This is a genomic window from Actinomadura napierensis (assembly GCF_039529375.1).
GTDB lineage: Bacteria > Actinomycetota > Actinomycetes > Streptosporangiales > Streptosporangiaceae > Spirillospora > Spirillospora napierensis.
The window spans coordinates 18,290-44,579 of record NZ_BAAAMR010000063.1; the positions used below are offsets into that span (position 1 = coordinate 18,290).

At 72.6% G+C, this 26,290-nt stretch carries 23 protein-coding genes; 17 read left to right on the forward strand and 6 right to left on the reverse strand.

Translation table 11 applies throughout. The annotated features are described in order from the left end of the window. Positions 1-160: 160 nt before the first annotated feature. A complete protein-coding gene (locus tag ABD296_RS30195) occupies positions 161-610 on the forward strand; it encodes a hypothetical protein (protein WP_344274656.1) in 450 nt (149 codons plus the stop codon). On the opposite strand, the gene ABD296_RS30200 is transcribed toward ABD296_RS30195, so the two are convergent. Then, complete coding sequence (locus tag ABD296_RS30200) at positions 604-873, reverse strand: hypothetical protein (RefSeq protein WP_344274659.1); 270 nt, start codon at positions 871-873, stop codon at positions 604-606. The genes ABD296_RS30195 and ABD296_RS30200 overlap by 7 nt on opposite strands. Before the next feature lie 117 nt (positions 874-990). Between ABD296_RS30200 and ABD296_RS30205 the strand changes: the two genes are divergently transcribed. Next, positions 991-2,073, forward strand: coding sequence for an FUSC family protein (locus ABD296_RS30205; protein ID WP_344274663.1), 1,083 nt, complete (start codon positions 991-993; stop codon positions 2,071-2,073). Between the two features lie 35 nt (positions 2,074-2,108). On the opposite strand, the gene ABD296_RS30210 is transcribed toward ABD296_RS30205, so the two are convergent. Further along, complete coding sequence (locus tag ABD296_RS30210; protein ID WP_344274666.1) at positions 2,109-3,389, reverse strand: phosphodiester glycosidase family protein; 1,281 nt, start codon at positions 3,387-3,389, stop codon at positions 2,109-2,111. Positions 3,390-3,576: 187 nt separating this feature from the next. On the opposite strand from ABD296_RS30210, the gene ABD296_RS30215 reads away from it, so the two are divergent. Together ABD296_RS30215 and fusA are read left to right on the forward strand one after the other, a co-directional pair. Continuing rightward, positions 3,577-4,401, forward strand: a complete 825-nt coding sequence (locus ABD296_RS30215) for an SCO6745 family protein (protein ID WP_344274669.1) — start codon at positions 3,577-3,579, stop codon at positions 4,399-4,401. Positions 4,402-4,542: 141 nt separating this feature from the next. Beyond that, positions 4,543-6,561, forward strand: a complete 2,019-nt coding sequence (gene fusA, locus ABD296_RS30220) for an elongation factor G (protein WP_344274673.1) — start codon at positions 4,543-4,545, stop codon at positions 6,559-6,561. 43 nt (positions 6,562-6,604) lie between these two features. Here the strand turns inward: fusA and ABD296_RS30225 are convergent, their stop codons facing one another. The 3 genes from ABD296_RS30225 to ABD296_RS30235 all read right to left on the reverse strand — a co-directional run bounded on the left by ABD296_RS30225 (position 6,605) and on the right by ABD296_RS30235 (position 9,072). Continuing rightward, positions 6,605-7,438: a hypothetical protein gene (locus ABD296_RS30225; protein WP_344274676.1), complete on the reverse strand. Its 834-nt coding sequence runs from the start codon at positions 7,436-7,438 to the stop codon at positions 6,605-6,607. Beyond that, the gene (locus ABD296_RS30230; RefSeq protein WP_344274679.1) at positions 7,435-8,520 is read right to left on the reverse strand and encodes a DUF6973 domain-containing protein; all 1,086 of its coding nucleotides are present in this window, start codon (positions 8,518-8,520) and stop codon (positions 7,435-7,437) included. The genes ABD296_RS30225 and ABD296_RS30230 overlap by 4 nt, the downstream gene beginning before the upstream one ends. A gap of 135 nt (positions 8,521-8,655) precedes the next feature. After that, complete coding sequence (locus tag ABD296_RS30235) at positions 8,656-9,072, reverse strand: hypothetical protein (RefSeq protein WP_344274682.1); 417 nt, start codon at positions 9,070-9,072, stop codon at positions 8,656-8,658. Positions 9,073-9,319: 247 nt separating this feature from the next. On the opposite strand from ABD296_RS30235, the gene ABD296_RS30240 reads away from it, so the two are divergent. Then, entirely contained in the window at positions 9,320-11,089 is a 1,770-nt protein-coding gene (locus ABD296_RS30240; protein WP_344274685.1) for a hydroxysqualene dehydroxylase, read from the forward strand. On the opposite strand, the gene ABD296_RS30245 is transcribed toward ABD296_RS30240, so the two are convergent. Beyond that, positions 11,086-12,351 (reverse strand): PucR family transcriptional regulator, encoded by a 1,266-nt coding sequence (locus ABD296_RS30245; RefSeq protein WP_344274688.1) that lies wholly within the window; start codon positions 12,349-12,351, stop codon positions 11,086-11,088. The two genes, ABD296_RS30240 and ABD296_RS30245, sit on opposite strands and share 4 nt — an antisense overlap. 100 nt (positions 12,352-12,451) lie before the next feature. Here ABD296_RS30245 and ABD296_RS30250 point away from each other — a divergent pair, with 100 nt between their 5' ends. The 12 genes from ABD296_RS30250 (at position 12,452) to ABD296_RS30305 (ending at position 26,247) form a co-directional block, all read left to right on the forward strand. After that, positions 12,452-13,303: an SGNH/GDSL hydrolase family protein gene (locus ABD296_RS30250; RefSeq protein WP_344274691.1), complete on the forward strand. Its 852-nt coding sequence runs from the start codon at positions 12,452-12,454 to the stop codon at positions 13,301-13,303. A gap of 144 nt (positions 13,304-13,447) precedes the next feature. After that, a complete protein-coding gene (locus ABD296_RS30255; protein WP_344274694.1) occupies positions 13,448-14,251 on the forward strand; it encodes a maleylpyruvate isomerase family mycothiol-dependent enzyme in 804 nt (267 codons plus the stop codon). A gap of 107 nt (positions 14,252-14,358) precedes the next feature. Continuing rightward, positions 14,359-15,450, forward strand: a complete 1,092-nt coding sequence (locus ABD296_RS30260; protein ID WP_344274697.1) for a hypothetical protein — start codon at positions 14,359-14,361, stop codon at positions 15,448-15,450. A gap of 134 nt (positions 15,451-15,584) precedes the next feature. Next, on the forward strand, positions 15,585-17,012 hold the full coding sequence (locus tag ABD296_RS30265) for an SDR family oxidoreductase (RefSeq protein ID WP_344274700.1): 1,428 nt from the start codon (positions 15,585-15,587) through the stop codon (positions 17,010-17,012). A 226-nt stretch (positions 17,013-17,238) separates the two neighbouring features. After that, entirely contained in the window at positions 17,239-17,775 is a 537-nt protein-coding gene (locus ABD296_RS30270; RefSeq protein ID WP_344274703.1) for a VOC family protein, read from the forward strand. 8 nt (positions 17,776-17,783) lie between these two features. Next, complete coding sequence (locus ABD296_RS30275; protein WP_344274706.1) at positions 17,784-19,010, forward strand: alpha/beta fold hydrolase; 1,227 nt, start codon at positions 17,784-17,786, stop codon at positions 19,008-19,010. A 48-nt stretch (positions 19,011-19,058) separates the two neighbouring features. Next, positions 19,059-20,447, forward strand: coding sequence for a 4-hydroxyphenylacetate 3-hydroxylase N-terminal domain-containing protein (locus tag ABD296_RS30280; protein WP_344274710.1), 1,389 nt, complete (start codon positions 19,059-19,061; stop codon positions 20,445-20,447). Then, positions 20,444-21,664: an acyl-CoA dehydrogenase family protein gene (locus ABD296_RS30285; protein WP_344274713.1), complete on the forward strand. Its 1,221-nt coding sequence runs from the start codon at positions 20,444-20,446 to the stop codon at positions 21,662-21,664. The genes ABD296_RS30280 and ABD296_RS30285 overlap by 4 nt, the downstream gene beginning before the upstream one ends. After that, complete coding sequence (locus tag ABD296_RS30290; RefSeq protein WP_344274716.1) at positions 21,661-22,698, forward strand: acyl-CoA dehydrogenase family protein; 1,038 nt, start codon at positions 21,661-21,663, stop codon at positions 22,696-22,698. Before ABD296_RS30285 ends, ABD296_RS30290 begins: the two co-directional genes overlap by 4 nt. Before the next feature lie 10 nt (positions 22,699-22,708). After that, the gene (locus ABD296_RS30295) at positions 22,709-24,190 is read left to right on the forward strand and encodes a class I adenylate-forming enzyme family protein (RefSeq protein ID WP_344274720.1); all 1,482 of its coding nucleotides are present in this window, start codon (positions 22,709-22,711) and stop codon (positions 24,188-24,190) included. 27 nt (positions 24,191-24,217) lie between these two features. Then, positions 24,218-25,198 (forward strand): DUF7064 domain-containing protein, encoded by a 981-nt coding sequence (locus ABD296_RS30300; protein ID WP_344274723.1) that lies wholly within the window; start codon positions 24,218-24,220, stop codon positions 25,196-25,198. Continuing rightward, a complete protein-coding gene (locus ABD296_RS30305; protein ID WP_344274726.1) occupies positions 25,195-26,247 on the forward strand; it encodes a phosphotransferase in 1,053 nt (350 codons plus the stop codon). Before ABD296_RS30300 ends, ABD296_RS30305 begins: the two co-directional genes overlap by 4 nt. The last annotated feature ends 43 nt before the right edge of the window (positions 26,248-26,290 follow it).

Here is a 26,290-nt window from a genome sequence, read left to right on the forward strand (position 1 = left end):
TCGGCGGCGCCGGTGATGGATCGTGGGACCGAGGCTCCGGAGCCGCTCGTCCACTGGAGTTCGAGGGCGTCCGGGCAGGTGTCTCGGGTGATGGGCAGCAGTGAGGAAGGCCGGTGTTTTCCCGGTACCGCGTCACCTGCGGCGCCCCTAACTTGGCCGCATGCCGCGTCTCCGTCTCGCCCTAGCCCTCGGCGCCGCCGCGCTGGTCATGGCCACCTCGTCCTGCAACTCGGACGACGCGAAGGCCGGCGGATCCACCGGCAAAGCGACGACCGGTGCCACCACCCTGCCCGCCCCGTCCAAGAGCGGTTCCCAGTGCCCGACCGACAAGATCCCGCTGCCGGACGGCGCGACGCTGAAGAACAAGATCGAGTCCGCCGAAGGCTGCCTGACGTACACCATCAACATGACGGTCACCGATCAGAGGGGCTCTTACGAGAACGCCATGGCGAAGGTGAAGGCCGCCGGATACGAGATCAAGGACCCAGGCAGGGAACCTACCAACTGGAGCTTCGAGGCCGTCCGCAACGAGGCCTCACCGTGGTCGGTCATCACCTACGTCTTCGCCGACGACCACTCCGTCCAGATCCTCGCCGAACTCCGTCACTGACCTCGCCGGCGGTGGGCATCCAGGCCTTCATGGAGCGGGCGGTCGGCTCCTCGACACCCGGCCGGAAGTCCTGAAGGCCCGGCGAACGGCGCGAGCAACGCGCGGGTCTCCCAGCGCACCAGCGCGGTCGTGGGTCCGTCGAGTTCGGACCCCCACGGGGCGCAGAAGGCGAGCAGGTCGTCGATCCAGCCGTCCGCGGACGTGCGGAACGCCTCGGCGAACGTCTCCCGCAGCATCCTGCGCATCCCCGCGTCGGACACCACGCGGCGGTCGGACCGCGTCAGCTCGGCGGACAGGTCGTGGGCGCCACCGGCCGGTGGCGGCGGGCAGCGATTCGACCGGCGATCATCGGGAATCGGACAGCGGTGCGGATCACCGGAATGCGCCGGTACCTCCTGCCCTGGGCCGGATGGCGGTACTGGCAGGAGCGGCTGAAGCTCACCGCGAAGGCGGTCGTTGCGGCGGTCATCGCCTGGGTGGTCGCGCGGTACCTCGTCGGGCACTCCGAGCCCTACTTCGCGCCGCTCGCCGCGCTGCTCGGGGTGTACCCGTCGGTCGTCCGGTCCGTCCGGGAGAGCCTCGCCTACGCCGCCGGATTCGTCATCGGCGCCGCACTGGCGATACCAGTCGGCATCTGGATCGGCCCCAACGCGCTCGGCATCGCGGTCGTGCTCGTCTTCGCCATGATGGCGTCCGGGTGGCGGCGGCTCGGCGGGCAGGCGTCGCAGGTCGCCTTCACCGCGCTGTTCGCCCTGCTGCTCGGCGGCCGCCAGGCCGTGGAGTACACGCTGCCGCGGCTCGCGGACGTCGCGGTCGGCCTCGCCGTGGGCCTCGCCGTCAACGCGCTGGTGTTCCCGCCGCTCTACCTGCGCCGCGCCGAGTACGCCGCGGACCAGCTGCGGGACGCCCTCGCGGAGGCGATGGACGCGCTCGCCGGCGCCGTCACCGACCCCGAGGACGGCCGCGCGGGCTGGGACGAGGCGGACGAGCGGCTGCGCGGCGTCCAGGAGCAGGCGCGGCACGCCTACGAGCAGGGCCGCGACAGCATGCGCGCCAACCCGCGCGCGAAGCTGCGCGGCTACAAGCTGCGGTGGCGGGACGAGCCGGAGCGCTGGCCCGCGACCCGCCTGATGAACACCCTGGAGCAGGCCACGACGTACCTGCGGTCGATCGCCGCCACCTACGACGAGGCGATGGGCGCCGAGACGCCGGAGCTGCGGCTCTCCGAGGCGTTCCGGCACGACTACGCGCGCATGCTCGGCACGCTCGCGGGGCTCGTCCGGCCGCTGCCCGAGGCGCCCGGCGAGCCGGAGATGGCGGACGCCGAACGCCTGCAGGCGCAGCTGGAACGCCCCCACCACGGGCCGGGCACGGACGCGCCGGGCCTCTGGGACCCGCACAAGGAGGTCCTGCGGCTCAGCCGCCTCGTGCTGGACGACCTGTGCCCGCGCCCGCCCCGGTGAGCCGCGGCTCCGGTGAGCGGCGGCTCCACGGTGCGTCAGGAGAAGACGCCGATGCCGTTCGCCACGGCGCGCTCGCTCCCGTCCGACGGGACGTTCCGCACGGTCGCCGCCGGTTCGCCGGGCCCGCGCGCGACGAACGCGGACGAGCCGCCGCCGTCCAGGTTCACCCCGTCGGACGCGCCGGCCCGCGCGAGCAGCGACGCCAGCTCCGCGACCGTGAGCCCGCCGCTCGTCTCCGACCGGCCGTCCACCACGGCCAGGTAGAAGTGGCGGCCGTCGCGGCTCACCCCGGCGGCGGTGCGCGGCGCGGGGCCCGCCGCGTCCAGGCCGTCCAGCGGCGAGCCCCCGCGCAGGATCGGGAAGCCGCCGATCGCGAACCGGAACCGCGTCCTGCCGGCCAGCCGGTAGCGGACGTTCACCCGGTCGCCCTTGCGCAGCCTCCGCAGCGCGTCCGCGCCCTTGTCGCGGCCGACGAGGACCGTCGTGCCCGCGGGGATCGCGCCGCCGCCCACCGCGTCCGACACGCTCGTGACGACGCCGCGCCGCACCGCCACCTCCGCCGTGTCGGTGCTGCACGGGGCGGTGCGGACCTCGTCCGTCCCGCACACCGCGCGCTGCCGCGACACCGTGCCCCACTCGGCGGTGAACGCGCCGACGCCGCCGACCGGCACCGCGTACTGGTTCAGCCCGCGCAGCTTGAGCGTCCCCAGCCGGGACCGGACCGTCCCGGCCAACCGCAGGCTCGCGACGTGCCCGCGCCGGTCGGGGCCGACCCCGATGACGTCGCGGGCGGACGTTCCGGGCGGCAGCGCCGGCCCGAACCGCTGCCCGTCCGGCACCGCCGCCTTCAGCGCCCGGCCGCCGTCCACCTCCGGCCCGGACGACGACCCGGTCGGCTGGACCCCGGCGTGCGTCTCGCTGATGTTGAAGAAGTCGCCGTTGATGCCCGCGACCGCGTGCTGGGCGTTGGCCATGTCCGACACGGTCGCGCGCTGGGCGATCGCGCTCGGGTGCAGGAGGCCGACCCGTACGTGCGGGGCGCGCAGGTCGACGTCGAGCAGGTCGCCGACCGCCTTGCCCCCGATCCCGGTCGTCTCGAACGTGCGCGCCACGACGCCGGGCGAGAGCCGCGCGGCGGACGTGTAGCGCAGCCCCGCGACCGCCGTCGAACGCGGTGCCATCGCGCGTGCGGTGGGCCGCTCGCCCGAGCCGGCGCCGTCCCCCGCCGGGGGCGTCGGCGCGGCGCCCGCCGGAAGCGTTCCCCCGAGCACGGCCAGCGCGCCCCCCGCCGCGATCGCGGCCGTCCACTTTCTCATCCCCGGTCACACCCTTCTCTGGAGGACAGCTCGATGATCATGGCGCGGCGGGGGTGAACCGTTGGTGCTGCCGGTGCGAACTTTGGCCAACGATCTACCTGGGCCGTCCGGCTTGCGGGGGATTGACGGGTGGGCCAGGACCGAATTACGTTCGGATACCTACTGGTCGGTAACGGAGGAGCGGACGATGCGGGCAGCGCGCGAGGCATGGCGCCGGCTGGAGCCGGTGCACGGCATGATCTACTTCGTGCCGGAGGCACCCGAGCGCTACGCCGCGCTCGGACTGGACGCGGCGGCCGGCTACTTCGCCTCCCGCGCCGCCGCCTTCGGCCGGGCGTCCGCCGAACTGGTGATCGCCACGTTCTACAACTTCGACCCCCGGCTCGTCCGCCGCCACCTGCCCGCCGCCTGGGACAGGACCACGCCGGAACGGCTGCTCGCCGCGCGGCTGGAGGCGGCCGGCGCCGCGCTGCGCCGCGGCCGCGTCGACCGGGTCGATGGCCTCGAAGAGACCCTCGGCCTCGCCACCCGCGCCGCCGAGGCCGCCTGCGAGCACCTGCACGGCCGGCCCCTGTTCGCCGCGCACGCCGCGCTTCCCTGGCCGGACGAGCCGATCGAACGGCTCTGGCACGCCCAGACGCTGCTGCGCGAGTTCCGCGGCGACGGGCACGTGGCCGCGCTGACCGACGCGGGCGTTGCCCCGCTGGAAGCCCTCGTCCTGCACGCCGGCACCGGGACCGTCCCGACGCCCTTCCTCAAGGCCACCCGTGCCTGGCCCGCCGACGAATGGGCCGCCGCCGAGGACGCGCTCCGCGCCCGCGGCCTGCTCGAAGGCGACGAGCTGACCACCGAGGGAAAGGCGTTCCGGCAGCGCATCGAGGACCGCACTGACGAACTCGCCCTCCCCGCCTACACCGTCCTCGGCGAGGCCGGCTGCGAACGCCTCGCCGAACTGGCCCGTCCCTTCGGCCGCGCCGTGGTCGACGCCGGTCTGCTGAATCCCTCCCGCTGAATCCCTCACGCTGAAACACTCCGCGGCGGTCCCGGAACCGGAAAACCCTTGGCGCCGATTCCGGGCCGCCGGTTATCGTCGCGTGGCCGCGGAACCGTCCCGCGGCCACGCCGGCGAGAGCCAGAAAAGGAGTGATTCCCGATGACCGCGACCTTCCTTGACCTGACGACCGTTCGCAACATCGGGATCATGGCGCACATCGACGCCGGCAAGACCACCACCGCCGAACGCATTCTCTACTTCACCGGCGTCTCGCACCGCATCGGAGAAGTGCACGACGGCAATACCGCCCTCGACTGGACGGACCAGGAACGCAAACGCGGAATCACCATCACCTCCGCCGCGACGACCTGCCATTGGCGCGGGCACACGATCAACCTGATCGACACGCCGGGCCACGTCGACTTCACCATCGAGGTCGAACGCTGCCTGCGCGTGCTCGACGGCGCCGTCGCCGTGTTCGACGGCGTCGCCGGCGTCGAGCCGCAGTCGGAGACCGTGTGGCGCCAGGCCGACCGGTACGGCGTCCCGCGCGTCTGCTTCGTCAACAAGCTCGACCGCGCGGGCGCCGACCTCGGCCGCTGCGTCGACATGATCGCCGGCCGGCTCGGCGCGGTCCCGCTCGTCCTGCAGCTGCCGATCGGCGCCGAATCCGGCTTCACCGGCGTCGTCGATCTGGTCGAGGAGCGCGCGCTCGTCTGGACGGACGGCGGCGAACCGGACGTCCGGCCCGTCCCGCCCGGCCTCGCGGCCGAGGCGCGGCAGGGGCGGGCCCGGCTCGTCGAGACGCTCGCCGAGCACGACGAGGCGATCATGCAGCTGTACGTGGACGGCGCCGAGCCGCCGGCCGAGCGGCTGCACGAGGCGATCCGCCGGCTCACCGTCGCGTCCGCCGCGACCCCGGTGCTGTGCGGCAGCGCCTACAAGAACAAGGGCGTCCAGCCGCTGCTGGACGCGATCGCGCGGTACCTGCCCTCGCCGCTGGACGCGGGCGGACCGCGCGCCGCGTCCGACCGCGAACCGCTGTCCGCCCTCGCCTTCAAGATCATGACCGACCGGCACCTCGGCCGGCTCACCTTCGTCCGGATCTACTCCGGCCGCCTGGAGACCGGCGCCCCGGTGCTGAACAGCGTCAAGAACGGAAAGGAGCGGATCGGCAAGATCTACCGCGTCCACGCGAACAGCCGCGAGGAGATCGCGTCGGCGGGCGCGGGCGACATCGTCGCGGTCATGGGCCTCAAGCAGACCACGACCGGCGAGACGCTCTGCGACCCCGCGCACCCCGTCGTCCTCGAGTCCATGGACTTCCCGTCCCCGGTCATCGAGGTCGCGATCGAACCGCGCTCCAAGGGCGACCAGGAGAAACTGGCCGCCGCGATCCAGCGTCTCGCCGAGGAGGACCCGTCCTTCCAGGTGCACGCCGATCCGGAGACCGGCCAGACCGTCATCGGCGGGATGGGGGAGCTCCACCTGGAGGTCCTCACCGCCCGCATGAAGGACGACCACGGGGTCGACGCCAATGTCGGCCGGCCCCGCGTCGCCTACCGGGAGACCATTCGCCGGGCCGCCTCGAAGGTCGAGGTGACCTACCGGAAACAGAATGGCGGCAAGGGGCAGTTCGCGAAGGTCCAGATCTCCATCGAGCCGATCGAGGAGCATTATGAGTTCGTCAACGAGGTGACCGGCGGCCGCGTCCCGCGGCATTTCGTGCCGTCCGTGGACGCCGGCTGCCAGGAGGCCATGCGGACCGGCCCGCTGGCCGGCCACGAGATGACGGGCGTGCGCGTCACCCTGCTGGACGGCGACCACCACCCGGTCGACTCGTCCGAGCTCGCCTTCAAGATCGCCGGCTCGCTGGCCTTCAAGGAGGCGGTCCGCCGCGGGTCGCCCGCGCTGCTCGAACCCGTGATGGCCGTCGAGGTCACCACGCCCGCCGAGCACATGGGCGCGGTCATCGGCGACCTCAACGCCCGCCGCGGCCGGGTCGAGGACACGCGTCCGCAGGGCGGCGCCGAGGTCGTCCGCGCCCTGGTCCCGCTCGCGGAGATGTTCGGCTACGTCGGCCACCTCCGCGGCGCCACCTCGGGCCGCGCGGTGTACACCATGCAGTTCGACTCGTACGCCGAAGTCCCACCCGGCGTGGCCGCCCAGGCCACCTGACCCACCGGCCGGCCGCACCTTCCCCGGTGCGGCCGGCCCCCGGTCAGGGCTCCCGCAGATCGAGCCTCCCGTGGTCGTCCTGAGCGATCTGAACCCGCGAACTCCAACTACGGCCATGCCACGGGACACGGTCCTCCTTGCGGAAATCCAGATCGCGCATCTCGACGATCCTGACCGTGCGGCCTTCGGACGTGAAGACCATGAGGCCGTTGTCGAATGGCTGGTATACGTCTTTCGGGTAGGAGATGCCGGTCTTCTTCTTCAGATCGGACGGCTCGATGACCCGCATATGGTCCCAGGAGAAACCGAGGTCGCCGATGGCGACGTGATCTCCGTTGTCGAGGCCGTCGACCTTCTCGACGAGGGAATCCCTCGCGGCGGTGTCAAAAAGACGCCGGAACTCGCTGGGCTCTCTCAGCCTCAATATGCCGTCCCCCTCGGGGTCGACGAGGTAGGAGTCCGCCGGGTATTCCTTGCCGCCCTCGTAGTCCAGCGGATGGTCCGTGTTGAACGCCAGCCGAACGACCTTGGCCAAGGTCGTTCCACGGGCGAAGACGAGGAGATAGTTGTCCTCATCGAGCACCTTCCGATCGGGCATGAAGGTGAATCCCGTCCTGGCGCGGACGTCCCGGCCGGTGGCGCCCGGACGGAAGGCGAACAGACGGTCCCACGGGAAGGGGGTTACGGTTCGCATCAGAACGCCGGGGAATTCGGGATGTGCCTGAGACGTCCGGTTGAGAAGCGCGGCCACCTTGGCGGTCGCACGTTCGTCGATGGCCTCTTCCCATGGCCGGGGAGCGCAGGCCGTCAGGGTGCAGCACAGCAGCGCAACGGCGGCCAGGGCCGTCCGGCGGCAGTGCGCCCGTCTCATGGTCACCGTCCGACCTCGGACGGCGGACGTCCGGGCCCGTATTCGGGCAGTTCGTTGACGGCCCGTTCCGGCATCGTCTGGTTCCTCGGGACGCGGTCGCTCCAGTTGAGTTGGCCGTCGGGACCGACGACGACCATCTTGCCGTCGTCGACGGCCTGCCTGATGTGCGCCGCGAGTTCCTCGTCGGTGGCGTCGGGGTACCGCAGCGCGATCTGACGTCCGACCTCGTTGTTGTACAGGTCCATGGCCTCACGGGGGCCGGGGTTGTCCGTGGAGGTGCGCTCGTGGGAGATGGCGAACTTCTTCGTCCACTCCTCGCCGAAGTCGCGGGTCATGAGGGCGTTCCAGTAGGCGTGCCGCCAAGCATCACCATGCCCGTCGTAGCGCCCTTCGGGTAGCCATCTCGGTGGGCCGTCAGTAGCGGAGTCGCGGTCATGCTGGAACTTGCTCAGCCCCTTCATTCCTTCCTTGTAGAAGAGGTCGTCGAGCAACTCCTTCTCACTTGCGGTGACCTTTTGCGGATCATGGCCGAACCGCTTCGCCACCCATTCGAGCCAGCCATCCGGATACTGCGTCATCCCCTTGGGATCCTTCTGCACCTGGTACAGCTTCATGATGTCGGCGAGCGACCGGCGCCCTTCGATATCGTGGGGATTGGCCATCCACACCGCCCGGTAGGCGATCTGGAGCGGATCCAGGCCCGCCGCTCCGACCTCCAGGACGTCCGGTGTCAGGGTCGCCAGTGCTTCGGTGATCCTCTTGTCGGCATCGGCGGCGGACTGGAGCGCGTATTGCATGCGGGACTGGATGGCCTTGCCGTGTTGCTGCATCAGCGTCTGCTCGGCGATCGTGGTGGGACCGTTGGTGGGCGGGAATCGCAGCGAGCCGTCGTCTCCGACCCTGATGTGCAGAGCGCCGGCGTTCTCGATGGCCTGGCGGAGTACGGACTGGGCCGACACAAGGCGCTGGTGGGCCGCGTCCAGGACGCGGCTGACTCCGCTGACCGTCAGGTAGGCGCCGTACGTCTTGTCGTGCAGCGTCTGCATCTGTGCGTTGGCCGCCTCCGCGTCGTCCCCCTTCCAATTCATCCGGACGTTCTTCTGCAGTTGCCGAACCGCGGTGTACGAATGCTGGAGCCGGGCGCCGAGAGTTTTCCAGGCCTCTGCGGCATCGGCCACCGAGTCCAGCCGGGCGTCACGGAGCGCTGCGAAGGACACCATTCGTCAGTCGCCCGTCATCGCGGTGATCGTGCGGGTGACCGCCTGGACCGCCTGTCTGCTCCGCGCCTCCGCGAGCAGGTGGTTGTCGGCGGTCGCCGACAGTTTCGGACCCACCTCGCCGATCTGCGCCGCGAGCTTGTTGAGCGCGGCCTCCCAGCTCGTCGTGAGTTCGGTGATCTTCGCTGAGGTGGACCACTCGGGACCGAGGCCGCGGGCCGCCTGCTCGGACTCGGGGACCATCTTGTGCGTGGCGGCTCGGACGTCGCCCTCGGTTCGCCGGGCGTCCGGAGCCAGCTTCTTGATCGCCTCAGGGAAGACCTGGAGTTCGTGGCCGCCGCCGGGGGGCGGTGGGTCGGCCGGGGGAACGGTGGGGCGGGCGGGGACCTGGGTGTTGATGAGCTTGCCGATCTCGGTCGTCACCGGGAGGGGCCTTTCGGGCAGATATCGGGAGAACTGTCCTGTTGCTGGTGACGTGTTGAGCGGTCGCGCGGTTCCCGTGTGGCCGGATGCGGCGGCCGTCCCTGGCCAGGTGTTGGCGAGGGTTCAGTTGCTATTGGCGGCGCGTTAATAGCGTGTTACAAGTAACCCAACACTTATGCAGCGCCCGGTCGGGGGCGCGGGGCGCCCTGCGGGCTCCGGGGAGGCCGGAGCGCCAGAGGAGGTCACCATGGGTGAGACCACGCGCAGGCGGTTCCTGCGCGACGCCGGGCTGATGGGCGCCGCCACGGCCGGAGCGCTGGCGATGGGGGCGGGTCCCGCAAGGGCCGCGGGCGGCAAGCGGGTCGCGGTGCTCGGCGGCGGGGTCGCCGGACTGAGCGCGGCGCACGAACTGGCGGACCGCGGCTTCGCGGTCGACGTCTACGAGCGCACCGCCCTCGGCGGGAAGGCGCGCAGCATCTTCCCGGCCGGCACCGGGACGGGCGGCCGCCTCGACCTCCCCGGCGAGCACGGGTTCCGGTTCTTCCCCGGCTTCTACTTCAACCTCACCGACAACATGCGCCGGACGCCCTTCCCGGGAAACGCGAAAGGCTGCTGGGACAACCTCGTCCGCGCCGACGCCTACATGATGGCCCGGCAGGACAGGCCCGACCTCACCATTCCGTTCCCGTTCCCGCTGCCGCCGAACGCCAGCATCTACGACAAGGCGAGCTTCCTCGCGACGATCCAGTCGGGGCTGCAGACGGTCGCGAAACTGTCGGTCACCGAGGCGGCGTTCGCCGCGCAGAAACTGCTGGTGTACGTCACGAGCTGCGACGCGCGGAAACTCGGCCAATGGGAGAACCTGACGTGGGCGGACTACATCCGCGCCGACTGGTTCTCCGACGAGTACAACAAGTTCATCGCCGACGGGACGATCCGCAACCTGGCCGCGACCAAGTCCAAGGACGCCAGCACGCACTCGATCGCCATGGTCGGCGAGGCGACGGTCTGGAGCATCCTCGACCTGGGCAACGAGCCCGGAGGGACGGTCGACCGGGTGCTGGACGGGTCGACGTCGGAGATGTGGCTCGACCCGTGGATCGCGCACCTGAAGGACCTCGGCGTCACCTTCCACGTCGGGTGCAACGTCGACTCGCTGCAGATCTCCCAGGGCGCCATCACCGGCGCCGGGGTGACGTCGAACGGGACGTCCAGCACGGTGACGGCCGACTGGTACATCGTCTCGACGCCGTGCGAGCGGACCGCGAAACTGCTCAGCGCCGACATTCTCAAGGCGGACCCGTCGCTCGCCGGGATCAAGAGCCTGCGGACCGACTGGATGACCGGATTGCAGTTCTTCCTCAAGAAGAAGCTGCCGCTGGCGCCCGGCCACGTCAATTACGGCGACTCCGCCTGGGCGGTGACGTCCATCAGCCAGGAGCAGTTCTGGAAGCGGGACTTCTCCACCTACGGTGACGGCACCGTGCAGGACTGCCTGTCGTCCATCATCTCCGACTGGTTCACGCCCGGGACGTTCAACAAGAAGAAGGCGAGCGAATGCACGCCCGCCGAGATCGCCGCGGAGACGTGGGCCGAGATCAAGGCGCACCTCAACGACACCGGGACCGTCCTCACCGACGACATGCTGCACTCGTGGTTCCTGGACCCGGCGATCGTCCGCAGCGGCAGCGGCGTCACCAACGACACGCCGCTGTTCATCCAGCAGCCAGGTTCGTGGAAGCTGCGGCCGGACTCCAAGACGAGGATCCCGAACCTGTTCCTGGCCGGTGACTGGGTGAAGACGCCGATCAACGTCACCACGATGGAGGGCGCCAACCAGGGCGGCCGGCAGGCGGTCAACGCGCTGCTGGACGCGGCCGGGTCGAACGCGTCGCGCTGCGCGGTGCACCAGCTGTACGAGTCGCCGCTGTGGACGCTGTTCAAGGCCAACGACAAGGCCCGCTACGCGCTCGGGCTGCCGCACGAGTTCGACGTCCTCGACGCCCGCTGGCCCTAGCCGAGCGAGCGGCGCGCCACCAGGGCCGCGTTGAGCAGTTGCAGATCGGCCGGCCGGGCCGGGTCGAGGCCGGTCAGCTCGCAGATCCGGCGGACGCGGTAGGCGACCGTGTTCGGGTGGACGTGCAGGGCCGCCGCGGTGGCGCGGCGGTCCAGGTCGTCCGCCAGGTAGCGGCGCAGCGTGTGCAGCAGCTCGGGCTTGCGGTCGAGCGGCTCCAGCAGCCCGGCCAGCACGGCCAGCGCGCCGCTCGGCCGGCTGAGCTGGTAGTCCAGCAGGACGTCGGCGAGCCGGTACAGGCCGGGCGGCCGGCCCGATCCGCGCACCAGGTCGATGATCTCGGCGGTCTGGGTGACGGCGGCGGGGATCCCGGACGGCCCGGTGATCTCCGCCGCCGCGGTGACGCGGGTGTCGGCGGCCTTTCCGGCCTGCGCGACGACATCGTGCACCAGGTCCCAGGACGGCGGAGCCGCGAACGGCAGCAGCGCCGTCCCGCCGGAGGCGTCCAGCGCGGTGAGGGCGGGCTCGCCGGCGAACCGGTCCAGCACCGTCCGGACGCGGCGGATCTTGCGGCGGGCGGCGACGCGGGCGCGCTGGCCCGCGCCGCGCTCGTCCGGCGTCGGGGCGAACGCGAGCGTCAGCACGGCGTACCGGGCGGCGGGACGCAGACCGGTCCGGCGGACGATGCTCTCCAGCGGGTCCCCGGCGAGCAGCGCCGTCATCAGCGCGTGCCGGCCGCCGTGCTCCTGGCTGTCCAGGACCTGCCGGACCTCCAGGTAGGAGCCGCTGACGGCGGTGGCCAGCCGCGCCTGGAAGTCGACGAAGTAGCCGAGCGCCTCCTGCAGATCCCGCAGGTCGGACGGCAGCGCACCCGCCGCCAGCTCGTCCCACGCCATCGCCGCGCCGATCCGGTATGCGGTGAGGATCGCCTCCAGCGGCACGCCCTCCTCGGCGCGCAGCGCGGCCGAGTCGCGCTGCCGGCCGAACTCCCCCGCGCCGGCGGGGCGGCGGCGCTCCAGCACGTCCGCGAACTGGCGGAGGCTGTGCTGGACGATCCCGGCGATGTCCCCGGCGATCTCCTCCTGCGGCAGCTCGGCGTAGACGGGCAGCTCGTCCAGCAGCCGGGCGAGGACGCGCCGGGTCAGCTCCGGCGCCCGGGCCCGCAGATGCGCGGCCAGCGGACGCCCGCCCATGCGCAACGCCCGCCCGGCCGCCCGTGAGGGCGGCGCGTCCGTGCTCAGCGGCCCCTTGTTGTCCTCCGGCACAACGGCTCCCGGGAAACTCTGCCCCCGCACCAATTGAACGGCGTGTCAAAAGTCTGGACGATCACGACGACATCGTCCATGACGGCCAGGGAGAGTTCTGATGAAGCGTCTGCTCGGCGGCGTTGTCGGGTCGATCCTCACCATGGGCGCGGCGCTGGCGGTCGCCGCGCCCGCGCACGCGGCCACGGGGGAGTACGTCGCGCTCGGCGACTCGATGGCGTCCGGGCCGCTCATCCCGGACATCACCGGCAACCTCGGGTGCGGCCGGTCCACCCGCAACTACGCGCACGACCTGGCCTCGGCGATGAACCTGAACCTGAAGGACGTGACGTGCAGCGGCGCGTCCACCAAGCACATGACCCAGTCGCAGGACACCAGCGTCGCGGGCGTCGACACCGGGACCGTCCCGCCGCAGTTCGACGCGCTGACCGCGAACACGACCCTGGTCACGCTGACGATCGGCGGCAACGACGTCGGGCTGGTCGGGGTCGCGCAGAACTGCGCGACGCTCGACCCGACGGCGACGCCGTGCAAGGGCGAGTACGAGGCGCAGGTCGCGCAGCGCACCGCCGACTTCGAGCCGAAGCTGTCGGCCGTGTTGGACGGCATCCGGCAGCGGTCCCCGCAAGCGCGGATCGTCGTCACCGGCTACGGTCTCTACATCAAGCCGAACGGCTGCTGGCCCGTCCAGCCCGTGCTGTCCACCGACGCGAACTTCCTGCAGGGCTCCGTCAACGCCATGAACGCGGTCATCAAGCGGCAGACGCTCGCGCACGGCGACACCTACATCGACCTCGTCACGCCGAGCGCCGGCCACGACTCGTGCCAGTCGGCGTCCCAGCGCTGGCTGGAGGGTTACGTGCCGGTGCACGCCGCCGCGCCGTTGCACCCGAACGTGACGGGCGAGGCCGCCTACGCCACCGTCATCCGCACCACGATCGACGCGGCATAGGACCCGGGCGGCGACGCGTTCGGCGACGCGGCGCCGCCTCCCGGCCCGGGCGCCGTCCCTCATCGGCAGGGACGGCGCCCGGGCGCGTCGGGGAGCGATCGGTACATTGAGGGCGCCTCACTCCCCCTGATGAAGGACGCCGGGATGAACGACGAGATGCGCGCCGATGTCGCCGCGTTCGAGCAGACGGTCCGCTCCTCGCTCGCGCTGGCGGCGACGCTGGGCGCCGCCGAGTGGGACCGCCCGACCGACTGCCCGGGATGGACGGTCAAGGACCAGTTCGCCCACCTGGTCTCGGTGGAGGCGTCGCTGCTCGGCGACCCGCCTCCCGAGGTCGAGGTCCCTGAGTTCGACCACGTCCGCAACGACTTCGGACGGTTCCTGGAGGCCGGCGTGCACGCGCGGCGGTCCGTCCCCGGGCCGCAGGTCGCCGCCGAGCTGGCGGACGTGCTGGAGCGCCGTCTCGCCCAGTTGCCGGGCATCGACCCCGGCAAGCGGACCATGCTGCCGAACGGCAAGGAGGGCACGTACGCGCTGTTCGTGAAGTTCCGCGCGATGGACTGCTGGACGCACGAGCAGGACGTGCGCCGCGCGGTGGGCCGTCCGGGCAATCTGGACGCGCCGGCGGCGGCCTGCTTCTGGGACATCCTCGCCAAGGGGCTGCCGCTCGTCGTCGCGCGCAAGGCCGGGGCCGAGCCGGGGCAGTCGGTGCTGTTCCGGATCACCGGGCCGGTCGAGCGCCGGGTGGCCGTGGTGGTGGACGACGGCGGGCGCGGCGCGTTCGCCGGCGACGTGCCGGACGCCGCGACGGCCGAGCTGGACATGGACTGGGAGTGCTACGTGCGGCTCACCGCGGGGCGGTGCGGCCCGGACGCTGTGAAGACGCAGGTCAAGGGGGACGCGGAGCTCGCGCACCGGGTGCTGGCCGGGATGTCGCTGACCCCGTGAGGCGGGCTGCCGGACGGTAGCCGGATCCGGCCACGGCGGCCTCGCACCTCGATTGCGCCAGTGAATGCTGGCATGATCGAGTTCCCTCTAGGGGAGGAGACCGTCCCGTGAGAACCGCAGTCGCCCGCCGCACCGCGCCCTTCGCCCTCGCCGTCGCCGCCGTCACCGCCGCGGGCGCCGGGATGACCGGCACCGCGCTGGCCGACGCCCCGCCCGGCGCCTGGACCGCCACCGAGATCACCGGTCTGACCGCTCCGGCGCTCTACGGGGTGACGGCGCCCGACCGCGCGCACGCCTGGGCCGTCGGCACGCAGTCGTCCTCGTCCGCCCCGCTGATCCTGAGCTACCGGCACGGCGCCTGGACGCAGCAGGCCGCGCCCGCCGGAACCGCACCCGAACTGGTGGACGTCGCGTCGGGCGGCCCGTCCAACGTGTGGGCCGTGGGGCAGGGCGGCGGCGATGCCACCGCGAAGTCGCTGCACTGGAACGGCCGCGCGTGGAAGGCCGTCGCCTACCCGCTGCCACTGGCGATGGCGGTCTCGGTCGACTCCCGGGGCAAGGCCTGGTCGATCGGTTCCAACACCGACGGCAGCGGCGCCGCCGTCTTCCGCCGCACCGGCGGCGCCTGGACGGACAAGGGGTTCGCGCTCCCGGACAGGGGAGTCGTGGACGCGCTGGCCGCGCGCACGCCGAAGGACGTCTGGGTCGGCGGCGCGACCTCCTCGTCCGCCGACGGCCTGTGGCACTACGACGGGACGAGCTGGACCCAGATGGACATCCCCGGCAACTGGCCGCAGTGGGTGCTGCAGATAGTCGCGCTGTCGCCGAAGGACGTGTGGTTCTACACGATCCCGCAGGATCCGCTGTTCTCCGGCCCGGACCTCGTCCACTGGGACGGCACCGCGTTCACCGTGACCAAGACGCCGTCGCCGTCCGCGAAGGTCGGCACCTACGCCCAGGACGTCGGGTTCCTCGGCGACATCGCGTCCGACGGGCGCGGCGGCATTTGGCTCCAGGACAGCCGCACCGCCTACTACCGGCACTTCGACGGCACGGCCTGGACGGACGTGCCGCGTCCCGCCAACGACCTGGGCGGCTGGCCGCAGGTCTACGACCTCGCGCAGGTCGGCCGCACGCAGTCGGTCTGGGGCGTCGGACCGGGCGCGGGCGACCGGCTGCTGATCGACCGGTTCCACTGACCCCGACGACGTCGGCCGGGGGGTGTGGGGGGTCGTCCCCCCTCGGGAGGTGCAGACCGCCCCCGCCCGCTGTCCGGGTGAATCCGGATTCAGGTCGCTGCTACGCTGGCCGCCGGCCGGACGGGGAGGGCGAGATGGCGGTCACCCGCAGGGGGAGCGAGACCGAGGCCGCGTTCATGAACGCGGCCCGCAAGGTCATCGCCGAGAAGGGCTTCTTCAACGCGAAGATCGCCGACATCGCGGCGGAGGCGGGCCGCTCGTCGGCGGCCTTCTACAACTACTGGGACAGCAAGGAGTCCATGCTGGAGGGCCTCGCCGACCGGTTCGCCGGCGAGGTGCTCGGGCGCACCGAGCAGGCGCACCGGCACGGCGCGCCGCACCGCAACATCCTGGAGGCCGTCCGCACCTACTGGAACCTCTACAAGGAGCACATGGGCGAGCTCGTCGGGGTGTTCCAGCTGTCCATGGTGGACGACCGGTTCGCCGAGCGGTGGGCGGCCGTGCGCCGGTACGGCATCGAGGGCATGATGCGCGGCATCCGGCAGGCGCAGCGGCACGGCGCCGCCCGCGACCTGGACCCGTGGCTGACCGCGTCCGCGCTGTCCGGGATGATCGAGTACTTCTGCTACATCTGGCTGGCCCGGCAGGGCGACCCGATCGAGGGCGAGTTCGACGAGGAGCGCGCCGTCGTCGCGCTCGCCGAGGTCTGGTACCGGACGCTGTACGGCGCGGCCGAGCCGGAGCCGGACGCGGGCGCCGCGCCGCTGTCGGTCACGTCGGGGCGGCCGGCGAGCGCCGCGCACCAGGCCGCCGACCTGTTCTCGCTGGACGGGAAGGTCGCGGTGGTGACCGGCGCGTCCAGCGGGCTCGGCGCGAGGTTCGCGCGGGTGCTCGCCGACGCGGGTGCGACCGTGGTGCTCGCCGCCCGCCGGATGGAGCGGCTGGAGGAACTCGCCGCCGGCGACGACCGGCTCGTCCCGGTGCGCTGCGACGTCGGCGACGACGCGTCGCTGCGCGCGCTGGTGGAGACGACGCTGGAGCGCTGCGGGTCCCTGGACGTCCTGGTCAACAACGCCGGGACGAGCGTGGAGGCGCCCGCCGAGGACGAGGACATCGCCGACTTCCGGCGGGTGATCGACACCAACCTGACCTCGGTGTTCGCGCTGACGCAGCTGGTGGCGCGGCCGATGCTGGAGGCCGGGTCGGGCAGCATCGTCAACATCGCCTCGATCTTCGGGCTGGTGGCGTCGTCGCCGGTCAAGCAGGCCAGCTACACCGCGTCCAAGGCGGCGGTCGTGAACCTGACGCGGGAGCTCGGCGTGCAGTGGGCGTCGCGCGGGGTGCGGGTGAATGCGCTGGCGCCGGCGTTCTTCCCGAGCGAGATGACCGGGGAGATGTTCACCAACGAGGGCAGCATGCGGTGGCTGCAGCGGAACACGCCGATGCGCCGCCCGGGGGAGCCGCAGGAGCTGGACGGGGCGCTGCTGCTGCTCGCCAGCCAGGCCGGCTCCTACATCACGGGCCAGACGATCCCCGTGGACGGGGGCTGGACCGCGCGCTGACCGCGCCGACCGCGCCGACCGCGCTCACCCGCCGATCCTCTGACCCGCGCACCGAATCCGGATTCGCTTTCGCAAGGGCAGGCAGGCCGCTCCAGGGCGGCCGCCTGCCCTTCGCGCATGCCCGGACGGCCGCGACCGGGCGCCCGCGCACCCTTGACAGAACCGAATCCGAATCTAAAATCAGCTCATACTCGACGAACCTGAATCCGGTTTTAGCGGAGGCGTCATGGGGCTGCACCACATCGCGATCGCCACCACCCGGCTGCGCGAGACGCACGACTTCTACACCGGCGCGATGGGCTTCACGCTGGTCAAGATCGTCCGGGCGCGGGCGTCCGAGGGCGGCTGGTCCAAGCACGCCTTCTACGACACCGGCGGCGGGGAGTTCTTCGCCGTCTGGGACCTGCACGTGGACGGCGTCCCCGGCGACTTCGACCCGGCGATCTCGCGCGGCCTCGGCCTGCCGACCTGGGCGAACCACATCGCGTTCCGCGCCGAGGACGAGGCCGGCCTCGACGCGAGGCTCGCCCGGATCCTCGACCACGGGTACACCGCGATCGAGGTCGACCACGGCTTCTGCCGCTCGGTCTACGTGCACGACCCGAACAAGATCATGGTCGAGTTCTGCCTGGACGTGCGGCCCTTCACCGAGGAGGAGCGGCTGGCCGCCGAGCGCGAGCTGTTCGACGACGCGGTCGAGCCGGAGCCGGAGATCGAGGGCGTCGTCCACCGCCCGAAGGAGCGCGCCGGGGCGGCGCGGTGAGCGGCGCGGTGAGCGGCGCGAAGCAGCGGATCGGCCGATACGGCAACGCCTACGGCGTCGCGAACTGGCACCGCGAGCCGCCCGCCGGGACGGAGACGGAGTCGCTGCTGCTCCCGACGCCCGACCGGGGCCTGGCGCAGGCGCGGCTGTACGCGCGCGGCGGCGAGGACACCGCGGTGCTGATCATGCATCCGCGCGGCGACTTCTTCCACCACTACCTCGTCCCGGGCCTGGTCGAGGCCGGGTACGCGGTGATGTGCGGGGCGAGCCGCTGGCTGAACAACGACTCGATGCTGGTGCACGAGCGGCTGCTGCTGGACGTCGCGGAGTGCGTGAAGGCGCTGCGCGCCCGCTACGACCGGGTCGTCCTGTGCGGGAACTCCGGCGGCGGGTCGCTGATGACGTTCTACGCCGCACAGGCCGGGGCCCCCGAGGACGAGCGCCTGACCGACACCGCCGCCGGCGACCCGTTCCGCCTCGGCGACTTCGACCTCCCGCTGGCCGACGCCCTGGTCCACGTCGGCGCGCACGTCGGCGAGGGCCACTTCCTGATGGGGGCCGTCGACCCGTCCGTCACCGACGACGCCGACGCGCTGTCCTGCGACCCCGGCCTCGACATGTACGACCCGCGCAACGGGTTCGCGCCGCCGCCCGAGGAGACCCGCTACGAGCCGGAGTTCATCGAGCGGTACCGGCAGGCGCAGCGCGACCGCGTCGCCCGCCTCGACGCGCAGGCCCGCGAGCTGATCCGCATCCGCCGCGAGGCGAAGGCGCGGTACGCCGAGACCGGCGCGACGGCGGATCGCCGGACGTCCATCGCGACACAGTTCCTCGTCGTGTACCGCACCGACGCCGACCCCCGGTACGTCGACCTGTCGCTCGACCCGTCCGACCGCGACTACGGGTCGCTGTGGGGCGGCCGCCCCGACCTCATCAACTACGGCGCGGTCGGGTTCGGGCGCGTCGTGTCGCCCGAGGCGTGGCTGTCCACCTGGTCGGGCCTGTCGTCGCGCGCCGACATCGCGCGCACCGGCCCGCACGTCGCGCTGCCCGCGCTCGTCGTCGGCTACCGCGCCGACAACGGCATCTTCCCGTCCGAGACCGACCTGATCGCCTCGTCCCTCGCGGGCCCGGTGACCAGGCACGACGTGGACGGCGACCACTACGGACTCCCGGCCGACAAGGGACGCGAGCAGGCCGCGGCGGTCGTCGCCGACTGGCTGCGCTCGCACTGAAGGAGCCCTGCCCGATGAGGAGCCCCGCCCGATGAGGAGCACAGCGCGATGATGATGACCGGCAAGCAGTATCTCGACTCCCTCGACGACGGCCGGCAGATCTACCTGGACGGACAGCGTGTGGACGACGTCGCCGCCGAGCCGCTGTTCGAGGCGGCCACGCGGTGGGTCGCGTCCGGCTATGACGCGACCCACCGTCCCGGTGACGGTGAGGCGGGCCCGTACTACGACATCCCCGGCTCTCCTCAAGACCTGCGCGAGCAGCTCGAACTGCTGCTCGGCTGGGACATGGTCACGGTGACCACCGCGCAGGGCCTGCTCGCGCTGCTGACCGCCGCCGCCCGGATGCGCGGCACCCACCCCGGGTACGCGCGGCGCATCGAGGACTACTTCGAGTACTGCAAGTCCCGCGACCTGCGCTGCGTCCAGGCGATCACGGACGCCAAGGGGAACCGGAAGCTGCCGCCGTCCAAGCAGGACGACCCGGACCTCTACACCCGCATCGTCGAGCGCCGCCCGGACGGCATCGTCGTGCGCGGCGCCAAGCTGCACATCTCCGCCGCGGCGATCTGCCACGAGCTGGTCGTGATGCCGACGAAGATGATGAAGCCCGGCGAGGAGGACTGGGCGGTCGCCTGCGCGATCCCGGTCGGCGCGCCCGGCGTGAAGATCGTCAACACGACGTACGCGCCGCGCGCCGAGGAGGAGCACTTCCCCTACAGCTCCCGCTACAACATGCCGGAGGGGTTCGTCGTCCTGGACGACGTGTTCGTCCCGAACGAGCGGGTGTTCCTGTGCGGGGAGACCGAGTACTCGGCGACGTTCGCGCACTCGCTGGGCCTGTGGGAGCGACTCGGCGGCAGCGCGCACCTCGCCGAGGGCGGCGACCTGCTGGTCGGCCTCGCGCAGCTGATCGCGGAGGCGAACGGGCTGGAGCGCGTCGCGCACATCAAGGACAAGATCGCCGAGATGATCATCTACGCGACCCTGACCCGTGCCGGGCTGGAGGCCGCGATCGCCAACGCGAAGACGACGCCCGAGGGCTGGGTGTATCCCGACGAGCTGTTCACCAACGCCGCCAAGCACTACGGCGCCGCCGAGTTCAACCTGATGGTCCGGCACCTGCACGACATCGCGGGCGGCGCCGTGCTCACCGCGCCGTCGATGAACGACCTGCGCAGCTCCGAGGTCGGCCCGTTCGTCGAGAAGTACATGCGGACGATGGACGGGGTGCCCGCCGAGTACCGGATGCGGCTGTTCCACGCGATCCGCGACATCACCGCCGACGCCTACGGCGGCTGGCAGCTCGTCACCATGATCCAGTCCGGCGGCGGCCTGTACGCGCAGCGCCTCGTCGTCGCCAAGCACTACGACATGGACCGCGCGAAACGCCTCGGCCTCGCCGCCGCCGGCCTCACCGGCGAGGAGGCGGGGTGAGCGGGGACCTCGCCGCGTTCCGCGAGCGGGCCGCCCGCTTCCTCGCGGGACGCCTCGAACGGCGGGCCCCGCGCGAGGACGCGGCGTGGGGCGAGGGCGACGACCGGATCTCGCTGTTCGAGGAGATCGACCCGGAGGCGGAGCGGCGGACCCTGGACGCGGCGCGCCGCTGGCAGCGCGACCTCTTCGACGCCGGGTTCGGCTGGATCGACGGACCCGCCGAGCTGGGCGGGGCCGGGCTGACGGCCGAGCACGAGGCGGCGTTCCGGGGGCTGCTCGCCGGGTTCGAGTCGCCCGACCTGCGGCCGCTGACGGTCGGCCTCGACATCGTCGCGCCGGCCGTCCTCGCCCACGGCGACGACGAACTGAAACGGCGGGTCCTGCCGGGGCTGCACCGCGGTGAGCTGATGGCGTGCCAGCTGTTCTCCGAGCCGGAGGCCGGGTCGGACCTCGCGGCGGTCCGGACGGCGGCGCGCCGCGACGGCGACGCATGGGTCCTCAACGGGCACAAGGTGTGGACGTCCGGCGGGCACCTCGCCGACATCGGGCTCGCGCTGGCCCGCACCGACCCGGAGGCGTCCAAGCACGCCGGGCTGACGATGTTCCTGGTCGACATGCGCGACCCGGGCGTGCGGGTGGAGCCGATCCGGCAGATGACCGGCGGCGCGTCGTTCAACGAGGTGTTCATCGGCGGCGCCCGCGTCCCCGACCGGGACCGGGTGGGCGGCCCCGGCGAGGGCTGGCGGGTCGCGCTGACCACGCTGCTCGGCGAGCGGTCGTCGCTCGGCGGGGAGGGCGGCGGCCCGCTGCCCGCCGGGTTCGTCCCGCGGCTGCGGCAGCTGGTCGCGGTGCTGCCGGAGGCGGACGACCCGCTGGTCCGCCGGGACGCGGAGCGGGCGCTGATGAGCGTGGACGCGATGCGCCTCACCGCCGAACGCTACGGCGAGCAGGAGCGCGGGGGAGCGGGCGGCGGCCTGAACGGGGTCGAGGGGTCGGTGGCGAAGCTGCTGCTGGTGCGGGCGCTGGCCGACACCGAGCGGCTGCTGACCGGGCTGCTCGGCCGCGGCCTGGTCGCCGACGACGGCTCGTGGGGGCGGTTCTGCTGGTCGGAGTTCGTCCTCGGCATCCCGGCGTTCAGCATCGCGGGCGGCACCGACGACGTGCAGCGCAACATCGTCGCCGAGCGCGGCCTGCGGCTGCCGAAGGGAGCGTCATGACCCTCGTCCGGACGCCCGAACAGCGCGAGCTCCAGCAGGTCGTGCGCGACTTCCTCGCCGCGCACGCGCCGGAGGAGCACGTGCGGCGGTGGATGGAGACCGGGACCGGGCACGACCCGCGCCTGTGGTCGCTGATGGCCGGTCAGCTCGGCCTCCAGGCGCTCGCGATCCCCGAGGAGTACGGCGGCGCCGGCTTCGGGCACGCGGAGCTGGCCGTCGCGATGGAGGAGCTGGGACGCGCCGTGACCTGCGGCCCGTTCCTGTCGAGTGCGGTGCTCGCCGCGCAGGCCGTCCTGCACTGCGGCACCGGGCAGGCGAAGAAGGACCTGCTGCCCGGCATCGCCGACGGCACGACGATCGCGACGCTCGCGCTCGACGGCCCGTTCGACGCGGTGGAGACGGACGGCGGCTGGACCGTCACCGGCACCGCCGGGTTCGTCACGGACGGCGCGCTCGCCGACGTCGTCCTGGTCACCGGGACCGGCGACCGGCTGTTCGCCGTCACCGCCGCCGAGCGCACGCCCGTCGAGACGATGGACGGGACGCGCAAGATGGCCCGCGTCCGCTGCGACGGCACGCCCGCGACCCTGGCCGGACGCGCCGGGCCGGTGCTCGGCCGCGCCCTCGACGCGGCGGCGATCCTGCTCGCGGCCGAACAGCTCGGCGTCGCGCAGCGCGCTCTCGACATGGCCGTCTCGTACGCCCGCGACCGCGTCCAGTTCGGCCGGCCGATCGGCTCGTTCCAGGCGATCAAGCACCGCTGCGCGGAGATGCTCGTCGAGGTCGAGGCGGCCCGGTCCTGCGTCGCCGCCGCCGTCCGCGCCCTGGACGGGGACGCCCCGCCCGGCGAGACCGCCTCGATGGCCGCGCTCGCCCGCACCTGGGCGTGCGAGGCCGCCGCGCGCACCACCGCCGAGAACATCCGCATCCATGGCGGGATCGGGTTCACCTTCGAGCACCCCGCGCACCTGTACTACCGCCGGGCCAAGGCGGACCATGTCCTTCTCGGCACCCCCGACCGCGCCCGAGCCTAGGGAGGGCACCGTGCCCAGCATCGACGACCGCGTGCGGCACTTCGCCCGGACGCAACCGGACCGGGTCGCCGTCATCGGCACCACCACCTCGGTCACCTGGGGCGAGCTGGACGCCGCCGCCGACCGCGCCGCCGCGTTCCTCGCCGCGCGCGGCGTCGGGCCCGGCGACCGCGTCGGCTGGCTCGGCCGCAACGACGTCGCCTACCCCGTACTGCTGCTCGGCGCGTGGCGGCGCCGCGCGGTGCTCGCCGGGCTGAACTGGCGGCTCGACCCGTCCGAGCTGCGGCCCGTGCTGGACTCCGTCGAGCCGGCGCTGCTCGTCGCCGACGCGAGGAGCGCCGGCCTCGCCGAGCCGGGCCACGTCGTCCCGGACGGCGAACTCCCCTGGTCGGAAGGGCCGGTCGACCCGGACGCGATCCTCGCCCCGGAGCCCGGCGACGCCGCGCTGCTGTTCTTCACCTCCGGCTCGACCGGTGCCCCGAAGGGCGTGCTCCTCGACCGCGGCCCGAACGACGCCTGCTACACGATGGAGATGCCGTTCGCGATGACGCCGTCGTCGACGGCGCTGATCGTCCCGCCGGTGTTCCATGTCGCGGGGTCGTGCTGGGTGCAGATGGCCCTGGCGTCCGGCACGACCCAGCTGTTCCTGGCGGACGCGGGCGCGGCGTCGATCGTCCGGGCGCTGCGCTACCACCACGTCACGCACGCGCTGATGGTGCCGACGCTGATCAAGACCGTGCTGGACGAGCTGTCCCGCACCGGCGCGGCCCTCCCGGACCTGCGGCACATCGCCTACGGCAGCATGCCGATCCCGCGCCCGCTGCTGGAGACGGCGGTGAAGGTGCTCGCGGGCACCGGGTTCACGCAGGCGTACGGGCTGACGGAGGCGGGCGGGCTCTGCGCGCACCTGGAGCCGTCCGACCACGTCCTGGACGACCCGGACGGCCGGCTCGGCGCGACCGGACGGCCCATCCCCGGCGTCCGGTTCACGGTGGTCCGTCCCGGCACCGGCGAGGAGTGCGCGCCCGGCGAGCAGGGCGAGATCATGATCGCGTCCGACTTCATGATGCGCGGCTACTGGCGCGACCCGGCCCGCACCGGCGAGGTCCTCGACGCGTCGGGCCGGCTGCGCAGCGGCGACCTCGGGCATCTCGACGCGGCGGGCTACCTGCACATCGCGGGCCGCGCCGACGACATGATCATCACCGGCGGGGAGAACGTGCACCCGGCGGAGACCGAGCGGATGATCATGGCGCTGCCGGGCGTGGTGGAGACGGCGGTGTTCGGCGTCCCGGACGAGCACTGGGGGCAGCGGGTCTGCGCCGCCGTGGTCACCGACGCGGGCGTGGCCCCGGCCGAGGTGATCGGGTTCTGCCGGTCCCGGATGGCGCACTACAAGTGCCCGTCCGAAGTGATCGTCGTGCCCTCGCTTCCGCGGACCCCGACTGGGAAGATCTCCAAGAGCCGCCTGCGCGGCCTCGCCGCCCCCTGACCCCCGCCCACCCCCGGAGGTTCGCCCATGGCGAAGATCATCGAGCATGGCACCTGGCAGTTGACGCCCGAGGACGAGCGGTTGCACGAGCCCGGGCCCGAGGTGCTGTGGAACGAGTCCTACTACTTCGACTTCGCCGCACCGGACGGGTCCGTCGCCGGGTACGTCCGGCTCGGCCTGTATCCGAACTGGGACCGCGCCTGGTACTGGGCGTGCGTCACCGGCAAGGACCGTCCGCTCGTCCTGATCGCCGACAACGACGCGCCGCTGCCGAAGCCGGGCACCACCGACGTCCACACCGGCACCTACGACGCCACGCAGCGCATCGCCGACCCGTTCGGGCCCGCGAAGATCGGGCTGGACGGCGAGGCCGTGATCCTGCCCGACCCCACCGCCGCCTACGGCGACACGTCGGGCGCGGAGACGACACGTCTGGCCTTCGACCTGCAATGGGACACCGTCAGCGGCGTCTACCCCTACAAGGACATCCCGCGCTACGAGATCCCGTGCATGGTCTCCGGGACGGTGACGGTCGGCGGCGAGACGATCGCCGTCGACGCGCTGGGCGAGCGCGACCACAGCTGGGGCGAGCGCGACTGGTGGAAGACGTCGTGGCTCTGGTCGTCAGGGCGGCTGGACGACGGCGCGTTCTTCCACTGCATGCAGGCCAACATCGGGTTCGCGATCCCGTGGCCGTCGTTCGCGGTGCCGCCGGGCGGCGAGATCGAGCACCGCGACGGCTTCTCCGCCGAGACCCGCTTCGGCGCCGACGACCTGCCCGCGTCGTCGCACCTGCGGGTGCCGGGCGCCCCGATGACCGCGACGCCGCTGGCGTTCGCGCCCGTCGCCGTCGTCTCGCCGGACGGTCAGACGGCGCACTTCCCGCGCGCGCTCTGCCGCTTCGACGCCGAGGACGGCCGCACCGGGCACGGCTGGACCGAATGGCACCAGCCGCCCGGCTGGCAGGACCACGGCTGGTCCTACCTCCTGGAAGGCGACGAGAAGTGACCGGGGCGGTCGCCGGCGGTGCCGGACTGACCGCCGGCTGGCTGACCGAGGCGCTCGCGCGCGACCTCGGCGGCGCGTCGGTCACCGCCGTCGCGGCCGAGCCCGTCGGCACCGGCCAGGTCTCCGACAGCCTGCGCCTGAGCCTGACCTACGACGGCCGGGTCGGGCTGCCCGCGACGATGATCGCGAAGGTGCCCGCGGCGGACGAGGCGAGCCGCGCGGCGGCCCGCGCGATCCGCACCTACGAGGTGGAGGCGAGCTTCTACGCCGGGATCGCGGGCGGGCTCGACGCCAGCGTGCCCGCCTGCTACTTCTCCGCCTACGAGCCCGAGAAGGACGAGTACGTCGTCCTGCTGCAGGACCTCGCGCCCGCGCGGCCGGGCGACCAGCTCGCGGGCGTCTCGCCGGACGAGGCCGCCGCCGCGGTCGACGAGATGGCCGCGCTCCACGCCGCCGGGTGGAACGATCCGGAACTTGCGGCCCTGCCGTGGCTGAACCGGCACAGCGCCGAGGCCGCCGAGTTCACCACCGCGATGGTCGCGGGCCTGTACGAGGGCTTCAAGGAGCGGTACGCGGAACGGCTGGAACCCGAGGTCATCGGCTTGATCGAGGACTTCCTGCCGGCCATGGGCGGCTACCTCGCCGCGCGGGACGGCGCGTCCACCCTCATGCACGGCGACTTCCGCGCCGACAACCTGCTGTTCGGCGGGCCGCGCCCGGTCGTCCTGGACTGGCAGACCTGCGCCTACGGGCCGGGCGCCGCCGACCTGGCGTACTTCCTCGGCTCCAGCCTGCCCGTCGAGGCCCGCCGCGAGCACGAGCACGCACTCGTCCGCCGCTACCACGCCGCCCTCACCGGACGCGGCGTGGAAGTGTCCTGGGACGAGTGCTGGGACGGCTACCGGCGGCACGCCTTCCAGGGCATCGTCATGGCCATCGGCGCGTCGATGCTGGTCGAACGCACCGACCGGGGCGACGAGATGTTCTGCACCATGACCACGCGGCACGCCCACCACGCGCTCGACCTCGACGCCGCGTCGTTGCTGTGACCACCGCCCGCCGTGGCGCCCCCGCGTCCGGGGGCGCCACGGC

Coding starts and splice junctions, on each gene's coding strand:
- ABD296_RS30195 (WP_344274656.1), top strand. CDS start 161: ATGCCGCGTCTCCGTCTCGCCCTAGCCCTCGGCGCCGCCGCGCTGGTC.
- ABD296_RS30205 (WP_344274663.1), top strand. CDS start 991: ATGCGCCGGTACCTCCTGCCCTGGGCCGGATGGCGGTACTGGCAGGAG.
- ABD296_RS30210 (WP_344274666.1), bottom strand. CDS start 3,389: ATGAGAAAGTGGACGGCCGCGATCGCGGCGGGGGGCGCGCTGGCCGTG.
- ABD296_RS30215 (WP_344274669.1), top strand. CDS start 3,577: ATGCGGGCAGCGCGCGAGGCATGGCGCCGGCTGGAGCCGGTGCACGGC.
- fusA (WP_344274673.1), top strand. CDS start 4,543: ATGACCGCGACCTTCCTTGACCTGACGACCGTTCGCAACATCGGGATC.
- ABD296_RS30230 (WP_344274679.1), bottom strand. CDS start 8,520: ATGAATTGGAAGGGGGACGACGCGGAGGCGGCCAACGCACAGATGCAG.
- ABD296_RS30240 (WP_344274685.1), top strand. CDS start 9,320: ATGGGTGAGACCACGCGCAGGCGGTTCCTGCGCGACGCCGGGCTGATG.
- ABD296_RS30250 (WP_344274691.1), top strand. CDS start 12,452: ATGAAGCGTCTGCTCGGCGGCGTTGTCGGGTCGATCCTCACCATGGGC.
- ABD296_RS30255 (WP_344274694.1), top strand. CDS start 13,448: ATGAACGACGAGATGCGCGCCGATGTCGCCGCGTTCGAGCAGACGGTC.
- ABD296_RS30265 (WP_344274700.1), top strand. CDS start 15,585: ATGGCGGTCACCCGCAGGGGGAGCGAGACCGAGGCCGCGTTCATGAAC.
- ABD296_RS30270 (WP_344274703.1), top strand. CDS start 17,239: ATGGGGCTGCACCACATCGCGATCGCCACCACCCGGCTGCGCGAGACG.
- ABD296_RS30280 (WP_344274710.1), top strand. CDS start 19,059: ATGATGATGACCGGCAAGCAGTATCTCGACTCCCTCGACGACGGCCGG.
- ABD296_RS30290 (WP_344274716.1), top strand. CDS start 21,661: ATGACCCTCGTCCGGACGCCCGAACAGCGCGAGCTCCAGCAGGTCGTG.
- ABD296_RS30300 (WP_344274723.1), top strand. CDS start 24,218: ATGGCGAAGATCATCGAGCATGGCACCTGGCAGTTGACGCCCGAGGAC.